We start from the raw sequence: 16,731 nt of genomic DNA, 5'->3' as shown, positions 1-16,731 counted from the left end.
AAACGTTTGTGGCTGTGGCGGATCCACTTGTGCCGCCGCCCGGCCCGATGCCCGAACCGTTTGCAAGGTCGTACGTGATGCCACCCCAGCTGGTCGAAATGGTTCCGCCGGACGGCTGCGCAGCACCCCAGAAGTCGTACGAAACAGGGGGATTCGCGGTCCAGTCGATGGAGATCAGCGCATGGTCGCTGCCTGTGTTGGGCAGTGCACCTGCCGGTAGACGCACCGCGGTGGGCAATGGGCATGGACCCCAAGCTTGTGTGCATCGAACGGAGACGACCGGCGACGAGGCCGATGCGTTGTAGATCGGTATTCCGAACTCGTTGAGATTGGCGACGTGCTGGCCGATGCTGAGTCTGGCGACGATGGCCGCGGAGTTGCTTATCAACGCCGGGTTGGATGTGATGGCGCTGTTCCACACGCTTGTGCTCGCGAATGGGCGGCCTGCGGCCCCCGTGAAAGACGATTCAGCACCTGCCGTCGGCGCGATCAGTATCGCGGTGGACGCGATGCTCACCGCTCGAGTCAGTGCCGTCCACGTTTTTGCACCCCGCCCCTTGGTCGTCATGTCAAACCCTCTAAATTGTCGATGATGGCAAATGTTCCGGGTTCAGCGGACTGTGGTCCGGGCGACATCGTGCTTTCGCCGCCAAACAATACGTTCCGAGAGTTGAAACTGGTGCGGCAGGCTAGTCACGATTTGGCTAAAACTGCTGTCCATAAGCGCACACTGGTGTTGTCGAGCCCAATTTCGTCCACTTCGCAACGGGGGGTTGGACGTGCGCGACAGACGGCGGCGATGACGCAATAGTGTGCACATACATGTAGATTGGGCAAATACTTTTGTTACCGGGGGCGCGGTGGATGGGCAGACAGGGCCGGAATCGGCCATGAGGGGGAAGCCGACGTGGTTCGGACCAGAGCGATCGCGACTGTTTGGCGTTGTGCATTCGCCTGAGGGTGGAGCTGCGCGGGCGGGCGTGATCATCTGTCCGCCGCTCGGCAGGCAGCAGCTATATTCGTATCGAGGGTTGAAGTTGTTGGCGCAGGAGTTGTGCGCCAAGGGTTTTGCGGTGTTGCGGTTCGATTACCCGGGTACCGGGGACTCGACCGGAGCGCAGTCTCGCGACAGTGCTGTGACGGACTTTGTCGAGGGCGTCCGAACCGCGGTCGACTACATGAGGTCCGCTGGGGTTCAGCGGGTATCGCTCGTCGGCGTGCGAGCCGGCGCACTGCTGGCGGCTGTGGCCGCCGAGTCGGTTGCCGGGCTCGAGTGCGTGGTCCTGTGGGACCCCGTGACCGATGGTCGTCGGTATGTGCGCGAACAGCAGTCGCTCTACCGGGTATCAGTTTCCGATGGCGGCTCGGACGAACTGCCCGACGAGGTAGGCGCAGTACAACTCCTCGGCATGCCGTTGTCGTCCGCCGCTGCTGCTGAGTTGAGCGCTTTGAAGATGCCGAGTGTGGTCAACGCTGCTCGCCTGCTGGTGCTGACCAGACCGGAATATGTCGGTGACCGTCGGCTCGCCGGCCTCGACGTCCAGGCCTGCGAAGCGCAGGTGATTTCTGGGCAACCGGAGTTTCTCGAGCCGCGAAGCGTGTTCTTCAAAATCCCGACGGATACGGTGGCTGCGATCGAGAAGTGGATGGATGCGAACAGCGCGTCGGAATCGGTACCGTTTCGTCCTGGCCTGCTGGGTTCCGCCGTCGTCGAGGTGTTGCCCGACGGTCGGGAGATTGTCGAGTCGTTCGTCGAGCTCGGGCCTGACCGGTTGTTTGGCATCAGAACTGCAATCGCCGGAACTCGTGAGGACGGTCCCACTGTATTGATCCACAACACGGCTTGCGAACATCGTGTGGGCTCAGGGCGGATCTGGCCAGATTCAGCGCGGGAGCTGGCGACGCTAGGTGTCAACGTGGTGCGCTACGACCGCCGCGGTGTCGGTGAGACGGGTATCGCGAACGACCAATACACCGGGATCCATTCAGCAGCCGCTCAATCTGACGTGACGGCTGCCGTCCATGCACTGGGGGTGCCGTCTCGCAACCTGATGATGACTGGGATCTGCTCCGGTGCATGGAATTCCGCGTACGCGGGTTCGCGATATGGCGTGCGTCTGGTGGTGCTCCTGAATCTCCTGCTGTATTCGTGGCGGCGAGTCGATGGTGTGGCCGAACGCTTCGCATACATGGCCGAGGCACCCGACAACCCACCGCGACTGAGACAGCGGACGTGGGAAACCGTCAAGAAACTGCTACGGGACGACCTGCCATATCCAGGCTGGTTGCTTCTGGGACACTTGGGTTACACGCAGGCTCCCGAAGTGCTGATGACTCCCCTTATGAAAAAGGGTGTGCGTACTGAGCTCGTCTTGTCCCCATCTGACTACGAGTGGTATCAGGCGCATCGTGGCCCAATTGGGGCGAATCGACTGGCACGTCGCGGGTCGACGCCGAAGCTGACCGCCGTGCCCGGCGGGGATCACGCTGTCCTACATCGCGGACTGCAAATATTTATGCGGAAGTACTTGGTGGATGCGGCGCGACGAGAATTTTCCGCGTCGCCGTGACGGCCGCGGTCAATTCCGCAATTGCGGAGCCGCTCTTCTTGCACGTACGCGCCCGCATGGCGTCAGCCCGATGAGCGGCAGCGGCCAGTAAGACGTACAGCACATAATTTGCGCCAAGGATTCGCCAAAATGCCGACGAACGAAGAAGATACAGGCCCACGGCGCGCCACGGCTGCCCGCCTCGGATGAGATTCTCGGCATCGTGAGCAATGATCAGAACCTGTGGATGAGCCTCGGCGAGGCGGCGTAGGAAAGGGCGCACCTTCCCGAGGATGATCTGAATGTCGAAGGTCTGATCAAGAGCCGGCGTTGGCGCGCTGGTTCGGGAAGGTACGCCCATGCTCACGGTAGTTCACGATGCGGATTCATCCAACGAGGATGCTGGCTCGTCGCGGTCGTTGCTCGATGAGATTGTCCGCGACGGTGCCCGCCAGATGCTGGCCGCAGCGTTGCGGGCTGAGGTCGCCGCCTACATCGAGGCTCATGCCGGTGAGCTTGATGAGAACGGGCACCGGCTGGTGGTGCGCAATGGCTATCACCGCGAGCGCGAGGTGCTCACCGCGGCGGGCGCGGTGAGTGTGACCGCGCCGCGGGTCAATGACAAACGTGTTGACCCGGACACTGGTGAGCGGCAACGGTTTTCCTCGGCGATCCTGCCGGCGTGGGTGCGCAAGTCGCCGCAGATGACCGAGGTGTTGCCGTTGCTGTATCTGCATGGCTTGTCGACCAGTGATTTCGGTCCGGCGTTGGAGCAGTTCCTGGGCTCGGGTGCCGGCTTGTCGGCCACGACGATCACCCGACTCACCACGCAGTGGCAGGACGAGGCCAAGGCCTTCGAGGCCCGTGATCTGTCGGGCACCGACTACGTCTACCTGTGGGTCGACGGCATCCATCTCAAGGTGCGCCTGGAGCAGGAGAAGCTCTGTTTGCTGGTGATGATCGGTGTGCGCGCTGACGGCCGCAAGGAGCTGGTCGCGCTCACCGACGGGTACCGGGAGTCGGCCGAGTCGTGGGCTGATCTGTTGCGGTCGTGCCGACGTCGCGGGATGACCGCACCGGTGCTGGCCGTCGGCGATGGGGCCCTGGGGTTCTGGAAGGCCGTGCGTGAGGTGTTCCCGGCCACCGGCGAGCAGCGGTGCTGGTTTCACAAGCAGGCCAATGTTCTTGCCTGCCTGCCAAAGTCGGCTCATCCGGGGGCGATCGCGGCGATGCGGGAGATCTACAACGCCGAGGATATCGACCACGCGCAGGTGGCGATCAAGGCGTTCGAGGTGGACTACGGCGCCAAGTACCCCAAGGCGGTCGCCAAGATCGTCGATGACGCCGATGTGCTGCTGGAGTTCTATAAGTACCCGGCCGAGCACTGGGTCCATCTGCGCACTACCAACCCGATCGAATCAACGTTTGCCACGGTACGTTTGAGGACCAAGGTGACCAAGGGGCCGGGTTCACGCGTCGCCGGAATGGCCATGGCTTACAAGCTGATCGACGCCGCGCAAGCCCGCTGGCGAGCCGTCAACGCACCGCACCTGGTCGCTCTGGTCCGGGCCGGCGCGATCTTCCACAAAGGCAAACTGCTCGAGCGACCCACCGACATCACCCCGTCGGCGGACTCGGCACCGACCGAATCAACTGGAACGGAGGTCGCCTGAAACAAGCCGATCCACAGGTATTGACAATTCCTCCGGCATCGTAGGGAAAGGCCTCAACTCGAGTTCCCGGCACCGCGGTCCGTTGTCGAGGACACGCACTGCTGATCGCGGTGGCATAGAGAAACGCAGCGGCGGTATCGACCTTGTCCTGCTCAAAGGAAAGCATCGGGCCGTAGGGCCGGAGGTTGAGGTCGATCAGCCAGTGTTTCCCGGCCGCATCACGGATGCTCTGTAGATTGATCGGCCCGCTGAGATTCAGCGCCTGACAAAGCGCCCGGCCGACGCTGAGCAGAACTTCGTCATTGACCACTTCGAAAGCCAGTGGCGCACACGTCGGATCGGTGGGGAGTTTGACGGCCTGATGAGTCATGTCCTGGACGATCTGTCCCTGGAATACCGCTCCGGCATACGACACGATCTGACCCGCGACGTATCGCTCGAAGAAGCAGTCGCCTCCGAGATCCAACCTGGCAACGGCAGATTCGATGTCGCCGATGGTCCTCGCGATCACCACGCCCGCGCCTGACGCTCCCAGCTTGGTCTTGACGACGAGCGGTAGACCGAGTTGCTCGGCCGCGTCGGTCGGCGTGACCGCGCACGCCGCCAATTGCTGGGGAGTCTCGATTCCCAACGCGGCGGCAAAAGATGCGGCACGTGATTTGTCACTGTATGTCACCCTGCGTCGAACATCGTCGGCCACTGCCGCCGGCAGGCTGTCATAGAGATCGTCGGGCAGGCCCACCATCATGGGTTCCGTCAGGAACACCTGCGCCACGGTGAACGGCTCGAGAAGTTCCGGTAGATGTTCCAATTCCTGAATGTCCGGCAGGTAGTAGCACCGCGCATAGAGCAGCGATTGGACAAGACGTTCGAGCCTGCCGGCCGTGGCGGTGGTGATTCTGATGGATGGAATGCCGTTGCGGCGGATCAGGGCCGCTACTTGATGGAAACTGTGCCAGAGCGAGTCGTGGTCGAGGAAGACGAACACGCCGGATTGCCGGCGGGGCGGCGCGCCGCGGTGGCCCCGTGACCGCACATTAATAGCGTCACTCACGGCACACCCGGCCGATCTTTTCAGTGGATTCGCTGTGTGGTCTCGCGAGAATAGCTCACGGTGAGCTGCGATGGTGGCTTGTGGGCCAATAAACTGCCTAGACCTTGGCGAAGAGTGCCCGCAATACTGCCGTGGTAGAGGCGATGTCGAATTGCTGTTCGACGAGGCGGCGTCCGGCGCGGGCGTAGTCATCGAGGACGGGGCCGGACGCGATCAGCCGTTCCAGGGTGTCACGCAGGCTCTGTGCGTCCGCCGGCCTTGCCAACAGCCCGGTCTGTTCGGGTACCACCAGTTCCGGGATTCCCGACAAACTTGTTGACACCGTTGGTATTCCGCTCGCGAGTGCCTCCATAAGGGCGACCGGCAGGCCCTCCATCTGGCCGTTGGCTGCGATGATACTCGGCAACACGAACAAGTCCGCGTCCGCCAACGCTTGCTTCACTGCTGCCTCGGACTGTCCGCCTTGGAACCGGACGCGCTTTGAGAGACCGAGCTGTGCCGCCAGCGCCTGCAATTCATTGTCCAGCGGTCCATTGCCGATCAGATCGAGTTCGATCCGATCGACGCCGGGCCCGCCGAGGGACAGTGCGCGGAGGAGCACCTCGTGGCCCTTGTACTCCTGAAGTGAGGCCACACACAGTGCCCTGATGGCGCCGCGTTCCGGGATGGTACGGGGGCGGAATTGGTATGCGGCGGTGTTGATTCCGCAGTGGATCACCTGCACCGGGGTGACGGTGTACTTCGACAGTAGACGGCGGTTGTACTCGGACACCGTGACGATGAAATCGGCGCCGTCGAGTTTGCGGCTCAGCATAGATTGGTCCACGTAAAGGTCGTGTGCGTGCACGGTGACGCTGTAGGACACACCAGCCAGGCGTGAGCAGATCCAAGCGGCCAAGGCGGGATATGTCGCGTAGTGCGCATGGATATGCCGTGCCACGCCGGATGCGTGCAATTCTCGGGCATGAGCGGTGGCGATCGGGACGGTAGCCAAGGCGCGCAGCAACAATGCGGGCCGTCGACCGTAGCCGCGCACGATGTCGGCCAGAATCGACATGGTGATCAGCGGGTGGTGCAGGAGTGCCCACGACAGGCCGACAATGCTTCGCCCCATGCCCGGCTGCGCCAGTTTGTCGACCCATGGCCGCGCGATGTCGTGGACCTGTGGGTCAGGAGACGGGAACAACGACCGCAGCCCGACGTCCCGCTCGTCCCCGGTTGCGAGGGCGTCGAGCTCGCGGACGATGAATGTCTCCGAAATGATCGGAAATCGCGACACCAGGTAGTCGATCGCCTTGGCGCTCAACGCTTACGCTCAACCAGATCAGAGTAGAGGTTGCTGAGTCGGCGGGCCCACGAACTTGACGAGAATTCGTTGCGCGCGCGCTCGATTGCGTTTTGGCCCAGCGTTTTTCGCAAGTCAGGATTGTCCAGTAGTCGATTCACCGCAGCGGCCAGGGCTGCCGGTTCATTGGGCTCGAACAGCAGCCCAGTTCCTTCATCGAGGATGATGTCGGGGATGCCGCCGATGCGTGATGCCGCGATGGCCTTACCCGACGCCGACGCCTCGATCAGGACAGTGGGCAGATTCTCGCCGAACGTCGATGGCAGCAGCACAACATCGGCAGCGCGGTAGACGTCCGGCATGTCTGACCGAACGCCGGCGAACACGATCGACTGCTCCAAGTCGGCGTCGCTGACCAATTTCCGGAATGCGGCCTCGTCGGGCCCACCGCCGACGAGTGAAAGAATTGCGTCGGGGTGTTTGCGCAAAACCTGCGGCCACGCCTCTATTGCCACCGGGATGCCTTTGAAAAAGCGGAACGCTGCAGGTAACACGACGAGCGGCGCGGGGCCACCGCCCAATTCCGCGCGAACCGCGGGCTTGACCTCCCCGGGCTGAAAGTTGGTTACGTCGATTCCGTTGTGCAGCACATCCCAGTTTCTCGGGATGCGCCCTCGGCGGTGCACGTCTGCCCACGATGTACGGCTGGCGTCGGAAACGAACAGCACTCGATCGCCAAGCGTCGCGGCTTCAGCCGCGATCTGCTCGCGCCAGTGCGCGCGGCCGGGCCAGCGCTGCGTGACGTGATGGAACGTACATACCACCGGACGGCCGGTCAGCTTCGCTGCCGGCACCGCGAAGGTTGCCGCCATTTCAAGGTGCGTGTGCACGAGATCGTAGTCACCCCTGCGGATCTCGCGCACCAGGCGGGGAATACCGGTGGGATCCAGCAATCGGCGTACACCCAGCGAGTGAGGGTGCACGCCGGCTTCGGACAGGATCGCCATCGTCTTCTCGGCGTTGACCGAGGCACGATCGAGGCCGACGACGTCCATCTCGACCTCGGTGTCGCGCATGGCGACGGCCAAGTGCGCCAGCAGCGTTTCGGCGCCACCCATCCGGAATCCATCGATCAGGGTCAGCACCCGAATCGGCCTCATTTGAGTACCCGTAGTTTCTTCCAGGGGATATTCGTCATTCCGTCGTAATCCCATTGCAGTCCGGCTGCCGCGTATGTTTCCCCAACAGTTCCGGGCGCGGCGGAGTCATCGCGTTCGAAGCTGACACTGAGGGCGGATGCGCTGACGTCCATGATGTAGGCGCCGTATCGCTGCAGAGCCTCGGCGACGAGGCGCTCCGCACGAGTAAGGTTCAGGCTGCCCAAATCCAGGCTCGGGTCCAGCTGAACCCTGGCGCCCTCGGGCAGGCAGTCGGACTTTGTTGATTGGCCGTCGGTCTTCAACGCCGGTGGGCGAAAGACCTTGGCGCATACGTTGTAGCTCTGCATCGCGAGCGCATGGGGGATCGAGCCCTGCGCGATCTCTGCGACGCGAACCACACCAGCCAACCGGGAGGCGCCCGAACCTGTGCTGGCGCCGCCCCAGCCGGAGCCGTCGAGGCTGTTGACGGCGGCGAACCCGGTCGTCCACGAACCGTTGCCGGGCTTCGCGAGCCAGAACTCGAAAATGGTCCGGGATGCCGGGTCAATCACCACCATGGCGCCGTCCGAGCCCTCCTGCGGTCGCGCCCCGTCGGGGATCGGTACCTGAAGGCCGTCGAACGGGCAATGACCCCATTCGGGGATGGTGCACGGGACGGTGTATCGGGGCGTTCTCGGGCCGGCGGTATATATCGGTATGCCGAATTCGATGGTCGAAGCATTCGCGCTGTGGTCCCAGGCCACGGCACTGATCATCGCGGCGCTATTGGGGTCGACAGGAGCATCGGCCGGGATGAGCGTTCGGAACGGGCTGTCCGCAGCAAACGGCTGGGCAAAATCTGATGCACTTGCTGTGACATGCGAGGTGATCGGGGTCGTGGCGAGACTCGCCACCGCTACTCCGATGCCGATGGCGGCGGCCCGCCGTCGCAATCGCTTGGTCCTCATGGCTCGCATTCTGTCGACCCGATCAGTTCAGTGGCCGCCGTCAATTCATTGCTGATCGCGGCTGCTGCGACAGCCCAGGAACGTTGCACAGCGGCTCTCCCGGCCTCCCCGAGTGTGGCCGCTGACTGGGGATTCTGCAACAATTTGAGGATTGCTGTGGCGAGCATCGCAGGGTCGTTCGGAGGCACGAGCAGGCCGGTCACTTCGTCTTCGATAGCGGCCGGTAGATCGCCCACGGTGGTGCCGATGACCGGACGACCGAACGTGTACGCGAGGTGCGCGACGCCGCTTGCGCTGGCTCGGATGTAGGGCGTGACAACAACCCTGGCGGAGTCGAAGAGGTTCTGCACTTCATCCATCGCGCAGTAGCCAGGACGGGTTTCCGCGCCGACTGCTGCAGCTTTGGCAATCAGTTCGGGGCCGTTCACGTCGGCACCGATCGCCCCCGCGATGACCAGGCGGGCGGTCGGCATGCCGGTCTTGACCCGGCGAAAGGCCTCGATCAGGACGTCGATGCCTTTGTAGGTGGTCCAGGTGCCGAAGAACAGCGCGATCGGTTCCGTTTGGGTGACCGGTACCACGGGGCGGCCTCGATTGATCACGCCTGAGTCGCCGTGCGGAATGACGACGACGTCGCAGCTGGGCCGCCAATGTTCCATGACGATCTGCCGGGTCCGCGGACCGAGAACGAAGGCAGCGTCCATGTGCCGCCACGCGGCGGCGAACGATGCCTGCAGCAGGTGTCCCTGCTTCGGGGTGCTGGTGTCCTTCGCGTCGGATCGGGGGAGCGGTTCGTGGGCGACTATCGCGAACACTGTGCGCGGCAGCAGCTTGCAGATTGCGACGACGAACCACGGTTCGAAGGTGAACCGCCACTGCGAGAACAGCACGGCGCGCGGCGGCCGCCGGCGCAGCTTGACCGCCAGCGTCAGCCAGGCCAGGACAAGCCGACCCGCGCGCGTGCCACGGCGTAACAAGTAGTGCAAACGGCCACCGGCGTCGTCGTTGTCATTGGGGTGCCAGGTGGGCAATACCGAGCGGACCAGAAATCTGGCTTCCTCGGAGGTGATTTCGGGGTCCGGACCGGTCCACAGCTCAACGTGTTCGCCACGGTCCGCCAGCGCCGCCCCGAGTTGGGCAGCGAATTGGAAGAGGCCGCCCGACGGGGAAAATTCGACCAGCACCGTGCGGTTGTCCGTCACGCTGGTGCTCCAGCGGACTCGTGCTCAGCCTCGGTCGGCAGTTCGGGATTGCTGACCCGGAAGCGGCGGGCAAGGAGACCGATGGCGAGTCGGGTGAGCACCATGATCACCAGACCCCAAACCGCGGCGTAGACGATCGTCACTTTGGACCGCAGAGATACGGGCTCCAGCTGTACATCGGTTATCGCCGCGATGCTGTACTGCATGTGACCAACGTTGTCATCGATACGGGTACGCGCCACCGCCAGCGCGTTGGCAAGGTTTCGTCTCGCGGCATCGCCGTCGGAACCCGTGACGGTGAAGGTCAAAATTCCGCGGACCGGGTCGACGTCGATCTTGGCAGGGGCTTCGGTGTTGTGCATGACTTCGGCCATCGTCGGCAGGAACGCTGTGCGAGCACGGACGTTCATGGCGTAGGAGGACCACCCGTCTAGTCGGCCGGCGGGCACCACGATCGCCTTCTGGGCGGCCTGCACTGCTGGCGTGGTCCTCGTCAGCATGGTGACGCCGGCGGCTGCGGCGCCGGCGATCACCGCGACCATCCACGTTGCGGTGGTCCGTAGCATCCGCCGTTTGATCGCAGTTGGTACCGGCTCGGCAGGCCCGAGTGCGCAGGCCAGGGCCAACACGATCGCGAACGAGCGGAAGTACGCGAGGTGCAGGAAGATGCTGGCGACCGACCAAGTGACGACGCCGGTCAGCGTCGCCGCTGCCAGTGCCCGATCCACCGAAATGGGGTCCGAAGAGATCCGCAGTGCGAGGATCGTGAACACGCCACCCAGCATGATCAGCCAGGTGATCAGGCCGACGACGCCGGATTCGGCGAGCAGTTGCGCATACAGATTGTGCGGGGCCACGAGTCCTTCGTGAACCGCGGTAGACACTCTGTCGGTGTAGAAGGGGACTTGGCCGCCGAACGTAGCCGGTCCGAAACCGAAGACGGGCCGTTGCTGAAACATCTGCCAGGCCATTTCTTGTGATGCTTGGCGGCCGAGTACAGACGGATCGATATCGTACTTACGGTCGGCGCTGAACAAGTCGCTTCCCAGCGCGATGATGCGGTTGCCGATGCCAGGAATTACAAACGCCACTGCGATGGCAAGGGGAATCAATGCGAGCTTGGCCGGCTTGCCCGAAGCGATGAACCACAACACCACCGCGAGACCAGCCACCAGCAACGTGCCGCGCGATTGCGTGAGGTAGACGGCGATCACCATGGGTACGGTGGTGAACAGCCAGAACAAACTGAGCAACTGGTTGCCGGCGAGGCGACTGCGCTGTGCCAATGCCCAGCCCATGGGAAGGCCGAGGACCAACAGGCGGCCCCAGAAATTCGAGTCACCGTAGGGGCCGCCGAAACGCTGGGTTGTGATCAATTGCCCTTGTGCTTGCGAAATTGAAGCGAGCCCACCGAACGTCAGATGTCCGCCGCTCAGGTAATTGACAATCGTCAGAATCGACAGCACCGCCAGGGTGGCGGCCACCGCCATCGCCACAGTCCACGGCTTACCGGTGGCTTGGGTGAGTACGAGGATGATCAGGAGATAGACCAAATCCACCACGGATCGCCATAAGACGCCTTGTGATGCGGTCAGGTCTACAGTGCCCACCATCGCGATCAGTTGACCGGCCAGGTACACGCCGACGAGGGCCACACCGATGGCTGTCCAGCGATTGAGTCGTGCTCGGGATTCAGTATCACGTAGGGCGAAAACGACCGCGACCGCACCCAACGCCATGCTGGTCTTGAACAGCGGGGGTTTTGTGTACTGCGCAGCGACCTCGGAAATGTTGGCGATCTCCATGACCACCATGACCACGAGGACGCCGACGATCCACCGCGTGGACCAGGCCTCGGTTACGCGGTGCCGCGGCGCGAGCGTAGCCATGTCACCCCGATACCGACCACGGCGCCGACGATGAGGCCGACGATGGCGCCGGTCAGGATCAGCTGGATCGGTGACGTCGCCATCTCCACCGCGCTAGGCGGCGAGATCACGCGGAGCTGGAACGGTGCCGAAACCGCCTTGACCTCAGGCGTGGCTTTTTCGAGCAGATCGGCAACAGCGGTTTGCGCCGCGTGTTCCGACGGTGCGTCGGCCGTGATCGACACGATGGTTGTCTCCGGTACCGCGCCTGCGGACAACGTCAGCTTCGACGGGTCGACGCCCGCTGCTGCGGCGGCGCCTGCCTGCCAACGTGGATCGGACAAGACCGTCGCCGCCGTGCGCGGAACCTGTCCCTGAGTGAGCACCTCCCAATAGGCCGACGAATCCGCTGTCGTCAAGTCGGGCCCGGGAACCAGGGCCACCTGTGCAGTCGCGCGATAGGTCGCTGAATTTAGCAATTGGGTGCCGGCGACTCCGCCCAGGACCCCGCCGATGATCGCGAGGATCGCGACAAGCGGGTTCAGCCACAGGCGTTTCGGACGACTCATGGATGGCCCTTTCGAATCATTATCGCCAGCCGGTTGACGACTGGCCGAACCAGCTGAGGTGCGGTGAGACACAATGCCGAAGCATAGATAATCATGCCCAGTAGAACCAGAACGGCAAGCTGGATCGGTGCTGGTAGACGGATATGCAGAGCGTCGATACCGAATAGCGCGGCGCCCATCGGGACAGCCGCGGCCAACGGGCGGCCGATCACCGAGAGAACCGATGCCCACCCTAGGGGAATCACCTTGCGAACAACGATCATTCGGATCACGAAATGCACGACTTCCACGCTGAGAAGCGCGACGGCCACCAACGTGGCGCTGTGGCCCGCAGCCCACCAGACGGGCCCGATCAGCAGCACGAGCCGGGCAGCATTGATGGCTGTCAGCAGGCCGGGGCGGCCCGCCGCTTTGAGGACGTCTCCCGCATGAAAGGAAGCCGAGTAAACCGTGGTGTACAACGCCAGCACCACAAGGATATGCGTGGCGGCGGCATACCGTGTGCCGTACATCGTTTCCAGTAACGGTCGCGCTGTGGCGGCCAGGCCGATGCCCATCGGGATTGTCAGTGCGACAACCACACTCAACGCCTTCTGATACTGCGCCGACATCGCCCGCCGATCGTGTTGCAGGCGCGACATCGAACTGAACAGCACATCGCTGATGACCGAGCACAGACTGAGCACGACCAGCTCGGGCACTCGATACGCCAGTGTGTAGAGGCCGAGTTCGGTTGTGCCGAGCCGGGTTCCGATGGCCAGGTAGTCGACGTTGTAGATGGCGTACGCGAGCAGTGTGACTCCGGTTACCGGGATGCCGAATCGAAGTAGCGCCCGTGCTTCACTCAATTGGAATCGCGGCGCCATGAAGGTCGGAGCGCTCCACCAGTACATGACCGTGGTGATCGAGACACCGGCAATCTGGCCGTAGACCAGGCTCCATACGCCGTGGCCGGTCGCCGCGAACCAGATGGTCAACGCTGTCTTGACAACGGCCCCGACGAACTCCGGCATCAAGCGTCGCTGAAAGCTCAAATCGCGTCGCATCCAAGACAGTGGGACGACGCCGAGTGCCGAAATCCCTAGGGCGACAGCAAGGACCTGAATGAGCGGCGCGATGTCTGGGTGGTGAAGCAGGCGTGCGGTGCTGCTCGCCGTCGCGGCGAGAAGTGCACCGGTGATGGCGCCTATTCCGATCGAAAGGGTCAATCCGGTCGGGGCGATTCGTTTCCACGGGTGGTGAACCTGCACCAGCGCTGGGCCGACGCCGAGATCTTTGACGTAATCGAATAGGTTGACCAGCAACAACGCCAAGGCGAAGACGCCGAATTCCTCGGGAGTGAGCAGGCGGGCGACGACGATCGTCATCAACAGCGTGGAGCTCTTGCTCACCGCAAAGACGAGGTAGTTCCAGATCGTCTGTTTGCCAAGATTCGCCGCTTTGGCTGCCGCGGACTCCGGAAATGTGTCTTCCGGCGGATCGGCCGAGACTGGTTCCGTCACACTTTCCCTGACGGTCGCCGAATTTTCTGACAGCCCCGGTGCTGCGACCCTTCGCGCAGACGTGTGGCGTCCCATCACTTCGATCACTCCATTCAAAAGCGCTGAGACTGTCTAGCGCGATTTGGGGACGAGCTATCCTCCGGCGTGTGGTCAGTGTATTCGGAGGAGTCGAAGACTTCGCCGTCGGGGACCCACTTTCTGTGCGCTGGTCGATCATCTACATGTTTGCTTAAACTGCATCCTTGCGGTGCTTGTGTCAGGCTACCGCCGTAAGGTGGGGAACACTTCCGCTGCTGGTGTTGGGTAGGGGCGGCGTAGCGAATCGAGGCAGGTGCTGTGGTGTCGGTGACTCTGGTCAGTGCCGTCGATCCGTATCCGACCGATGCCGGCAAGAAGGTGGTGCTGGCGGGTTTCCTGGAGTATTTCCGCGAGCGGTTCGGCGCGGGCAACGTGCATTACCTGCTCGTCGGCGGTCGCGCCCAGCAGGCGTTTCCGGTCACCCTGCATCCACTGCCGCGCCCGAGCCGAAGGGCGGCGCTGACTGCGGTGTCCACCCGCCTTCCGTTTGGACGATCGACCCTACAGGAATCTTTGCTGTATTCACCAGATGTGGCACGCGCAGTAGCTGCAGCGATAGCCCGCATCGGCCCTGATTTCGAAATCTATGACACGATTCGCATGGCGCAGTATGCCGATGCGGCGCGTGCTGATTGGCAATTGTGTTATTTGGATGACCTATTTTCCGAGCGATACGCAGCGATGCTCGATGCGGGCAATCGGTACCCGGATGTGACGATCCGGCCGCTCGGCAATTTCGAGCAGCATGTGCCCGGCCCATTGCGGCCGCTGGCCGACAGCAAGTTGCCGCAGCGGATGCTTCTGCGAATGGAAGGTTTGCTGGCTCGGCGCAGCGAGGATCGCGCGGCATTGCGGTTTCGTCGCAATCTGCTGGTGAACGACGGTGAAGCAGCCCGCTTGCGGGCTCGAGTCGCGCACCGCGGAACTGCCGACGTGATGGCGGTGCCTCCGTTGGTCAAGCCGCCGCCGTACCGTGCGCGCCAATACGGTGGAGCTCCGGAATTCGTGTTTGTCGGGTTGCTGTCACTACCGCACAACGAGGATGGCGTGCGTGCGTTCCTGACTGACGTTTGGCCTTTGGTGCTGGGCCGGATGCCGAAAGCGCGGCTGCGGATCATCGGGCGAGACTGCGGACCGGAGCTGGCCGAAATCGTGGGGCGGCAGGGCGAGTCCGTGACGCTGGAGGGATACGTCGCCGATCTCACCGAGGTCCTGTCATCGGCGGCAGGCTTGGTCAATTACCTGAGGTTCGGATCAGGTATCAAACTCAAAGTCATCGAAGCGCTGGGCCGGGGATTGCCTGTGGTGTCCACGAATATCGGTGCCGATGGGTTCGCCACCGGCACGGAACACGGGGTGCTGGTGGCCGATCAGGCCGAGCAGTTCGCCGAGGCCCTCTGTGACCTGACTGATCCTGCACGCAACCGCGCGGTATCGGAGGGCGCCCGTGGACAATTCGGCACGATGTACGCGCGCGACGCCGTCTTCGCTTGCTACGACCAGGCTTTCGCAATAGGCCGGTAATCGCGGTGGTCACCGACAGCGCTCATCGCGAGGCGGCAGTGCTGGGCACTTGGCCGACCTCGATGTTCAACGCGTCGATCGCGCGCGAAAGCTCTTGCCGCTGGGGCTCTGCCACCCTGTCGTAGGGTCCGAAGCCTAAGCCGCCGTTCCACTGCAGTCTGTCCAGCAATCCTTGAACGTTGGCAAACGCCTGGTCGATGCGCTTGCCGAGCTCGGGACTACGTTGGTCGACTTCCGGCCGTACCGAACCCACCCCGACGCGGCAACCGTCCACGCCGGCCTGAACGTCCCACAAATCGGTGTGACTGAATATCTCACCGCCACCGGTGATGGCTTCCTTGGCCAATGTCGCCAGCACGGTCTGGGCGCCGTGAACCACCTCGTCGGCGCTGACTGCCCATTCCGGACTCGTCAGACCCGAATCGAGCTCTTTGACGTCGGCCAGTAACTTGTCGGCCACCGCGTTGGTATCAGGTTGTAGGCCGCTCAGCCAGAGATCCCTTTCCAGCCGGTGGAAGCCGGTCCATTTGTCGTCTGGATGCACTTCGGCCGGGCCGAGGTCGATCCGAGTCTGGAGGTTGTTCGGAAACCGCTGTGCGACAGGCGCAATGCGCTCGTAGTACGTCCGTGCCGTTGGGTACAGGTCCTGAGCGCCGGTGACGTCCCCCTTCTTGACGGCGCCGACAAGGGCCGCTGTGGCGGTCACCAGGGCGCCGGTCTGGTTGCTGACGTATCGCTTGTAGCTCTGCTCGGCCTCGTCCTGTCGGTCCGCGGCAATGGGGTTTCCGTCAACCTTGAAATCGGCGCTGATGCCGTCGCCGATCAGTGCGGGCTTGCAGGCCGTGAAGTAGTAGCCGGGTTCGTTCAGGGCCACGGACAGGTTTCGCTGCTGCCCCGGCTGAATGTTGTGGACGTCACCCAGCACCCGGGCGCCGGCACCGTACAGGTAGAACTCGGTCACTTTGGTGCCGTTGTTCGTGACAACGAAGTCGGTCCGGCCCGTCTCGGTCGAGGTTTTTGACAGCGTGCATTCATGATCGGTTGCAGCCACCGTGATCTGGTGGGGCCCTGGTTTGCCGTCGGAGGCCGGTGGCGGCGTGGGTGCGCACCCGGCCAGCGACACCGCGACCAGGCTGAGCAACACGGTGGCGGTCCCGACCGCCGTGGCATCGTTCGCAGCACGGGTCATTTGGGAGGCCTTTCGTGACTGGTGGGGCTCAAGGCGAGTAACGCCGGCCGATCATCGGTAACAACAACCTAGCCGCAAAGCTGTGGCGATACGCGCAAGTGTTCCTGCACGGCGACATCAGCTGCCTCCCG

Annotated in this window: 13 protein-coding genes; 4 read left to right on the top strand and 9 right to left on the bottom strand. The window is 63.1% G+C overall.

The window, feature by feature from the left end; translation table 11 throughout:
• The first annotated feature begins 347 nt into the window (after positions 1-347).
• The 3 genes from ACJEIK_RS14775 to ACJEIK_RS14765 all read left to right on the top strand — a co-directional run bounded on the left by ACJEIK_RS14775 (position 348) and on the right by ACJEIK_RS14765 (position 4,222).
• Positions 348-593: a hypothetical protein gene (locus ACJEIK_RS14775; protein ID WP_064858246.1), complete on the top strand. Its 246-nt coding sequence runs from the start codon at positions 348-350 to the stop codon at positions 591-593.
• Positions 594-1,040: 447 nt separating this feature from the next.
• Positions 1,041-2,570: a serine aminopeptidase domain-containing protein gene (locus ACJEIK_RS14770; RefSeq protein ID WP_234789599.1), complete on the top strand. Its 1,530-nt coding sequence runs from the start codon at positions 1,041-1,043 to the stop codon at positions 2,568-2,570.
• Positions 2,571-2,908: 338 nt separating this feature from the next.
• The gene (locus tag ACJEIK_RS14765; RefSeq protein ID WP_052536990.1) at positions 2,909-4,222 is read left to right on the top strand and encodes an IS256 family transposase; all 1,314 of its coding nucleotides are present in this window, start codon (positions 2,909-2,911) and stop codon (positions 4,220-4,222) included.
• On the opposite strand, the gene ACJEIK_RS14760 is transcribed toward ACJEIK_RS14765, so the two are convergent.
• The 8 genes from ACJEIK_RS14760 to ACJEIK_RS14725 form a co-directional block, all read right to left on the bottom strand.
• Positions 4,167-5,276, bottom strand: coding sequence for a hypothetical protein (locus ACJEIK_RS14760; RefSeq protein WP_409429908.1), 1,110 nt, complete (start codon positions 5,274-5,276; stop codon positions 4,167-4,169). The two genes, ACJEIK_RS14765 and ACJEIK_RS14760, sit on opposite strands and share 56 nt — an antisense overlap.
• Before the next feature lie 97 nt (positions 5,277-5,373).
• A complete protein-coding gene (locus tag ACJEIK_RS14755; RefSeq protein WP_064860128.1) occupies positions 5,374-6,582 on the bottom strand; it encodes a glycosyltransferase in 1,209 nt (402 codons plus the stop codon).
• Positions 6,579-7,706: a glycosyltransferase family 4 protein gene (locus tag ACJEIK_RS14750; protein ID WP_244872546.1), complete on the bottom strand. Its 1,128-nt coding sequence runs from the start codon at positions 7,704-7,706 to the stop codon at positions 6,579-6,581. The genes ACJEIK_RS14755 and ACJEIK_RS14750 overlap by 4 nt, the downstream gene beginning before the upstream one ends.
• Before the next feature lie 11 nt (positions 7,707-7,717).
• On the bottom strand, positions 7,718-8,668 hold the full coding sequence (locus ACJEIK_RS14745) for a hypothetical protein (RefSeq protein WP_064860138.1): 951 nt from the start codon (positions 8,666-8,668) through the stop codon (positions 7,718-7,720).
• A complete protein-coding gene (locus ACJEIK_RS14740) occupies positions 8,665-9,870 on the bottom strand; it encodes a glycosyltransferase family 4 protein (protein WP_082934830.1) in 1,206 nt (401 codons plus the stop codon). Before ACJEIK_RS14740 ends, ACJEIK_RS14745 begins: the two co-directional genes overlap by 4 nt.
• Positions 9,867-11,759, bottom strand: coding sequence for an O-antigen ligase family protein (locus ACJEIK_RS14735; protein ID WP_064860126.1), 1,893 nt, complete (start codon positions 11,757-11,759; stop codon positions 9,867-9,869). Before ACJEIK_RS14735 ends, ACJEIK_RS14740 begins: the two co-directional genes overlap by 4 nt.
• Positions 11,729-12,307, bottom strand: coding sequence for a hypothetical protein (locus ACJEIK_RS14730; RefSeq protein ID WP_212811435.1), 579 nt, complete (start codon positions 12,305-12,307; stop codon positions 11,729-11,731). The genes ACJEIK_RS14735 and ACJEIK_RS14730 overlap by 31 nt, the downstream gene beginning before the upstream one ends.
• Entirely contained in the window at positions 12,304-13,809 is a 1,506-nt protein-coding gene (locus tag ACJEIK_RS14725; RefSeq protein ID WP_064860124.1) for a lipopolysaccharide biosynthesis protein, read from the bottom strand. Before ACJEIK_RS14725 ends, ACJEIK_RS14730 begins: the two co-directional genes overlap by 4 nt.
• Positions 13,810-14,148: 339 nt before the next feature.
• Here ACJEIK_RS14725 and ACJEIK_RS14720 point away from each other — a divergent pair, with 339 nt between their 5' ends.
• On the top strand, positions 14,149-15,411 hold the full coding sequence (locus ACJEIK_RS14720) for a glycosyltransferase family 4 protein (RefSeq protein ID WP_064860136.1): 1,263 nt from the start codon (positions 14,149-14,151) through the stop codon (positions 15,409-15,411).
• Positions 15,412-15,433: 22 nt separating this feature from the next.
• Here the strand turns inward: ACJEIK_RS14720 and efeO are convergent, their stop codons facing one another.
• Entirely contained in the window at positions 15,434-16,600 is a 1,167-nt protein-coding gene (efeO, locus tag ACJEIK_RS14715) for an iron uptake system protein EfeO (protein WP_082934829.1), read from the bottom strand.
• Positions 16,601-16,731 lie beyond the last annotated feature (131 nt).

Source organism: Mycobacterium sp. SMC-16, assembly GCF_046250085.1.
GTDB lineage: Bacteria > Actinomycetota > Actinomycetes > Mycobacteriales > Mycobacteriaceae > Mycobacterium > Mycobacterium phocaicum.
Note: the sequence above shows the minus strand (reverse complement) of the source record. Positions and strands in the feature narration are given on the sequence as shown.